The following is a 457-nucleotide window of genomic DNA, read 5'->3' as shown; positions in this document are numbered from 1 at the left end:
AAGTTTAAAAATTCTGGGGTTAAGGTAACCCTGCTAACTGGTGATACCAAACAAAATGCGGAAATCGTCGCGAGTCAGATCGGGATCCAAAATGTTGTTTCCGGTGCCAAGCCTCAAGATAAACTAGCTTACTTACAGCAAGTTGATGCGGATGATGTGACCATGATGATTGGTGATGGTATCAATGATGCGCCTACTTTGGCGGGCGCTCATTTGTCTGTTGCGATGGGTGGTGGTACTGATGTTGCGAAAGCATCGGCTGATATGGTGTTACTTGGCGACAGGCTAGATCGTGTTTTAGAGGCAAGAGATCTGGCCCTGCAAACTCGCAAAATAATTCGCGAAAATTTGGCCTGGTCGCTTGGGTACAATTTGCTGATTTTGCCTCTCGCAGTTGCTGGTTTTGTTGCTCCATACTTTGCGGTCGTCGGTATGTCTGCGAGCTCAATTATTGTAG

1 protein-coding gene is annotated in these 457 nt (G+C 46.6%); it reads left to right on the top strand.

What is annotated here, in order from left to right; translation table 11 throughout:
• The coding region (locus QTO00_RS20850; protein WP_331426406.1) for an HAD-IC family P-type ATPase at positions 1-457 on the top strand (457 nt) is incomplete at both ends.

This window comes from Vibrio sp. M260118 (assembly GCF_036533755.1).
In the GTDB taxonomy this organism is placed as follows: domain Bacteria; phylum Pseudomonadota; class Gammaproteobacteria; order Enterobacterales; family Vibrionaceae; genus Vibrio.
This window is presented reverse-complemented; position numbering and strand designations above follow the sequence as displayed.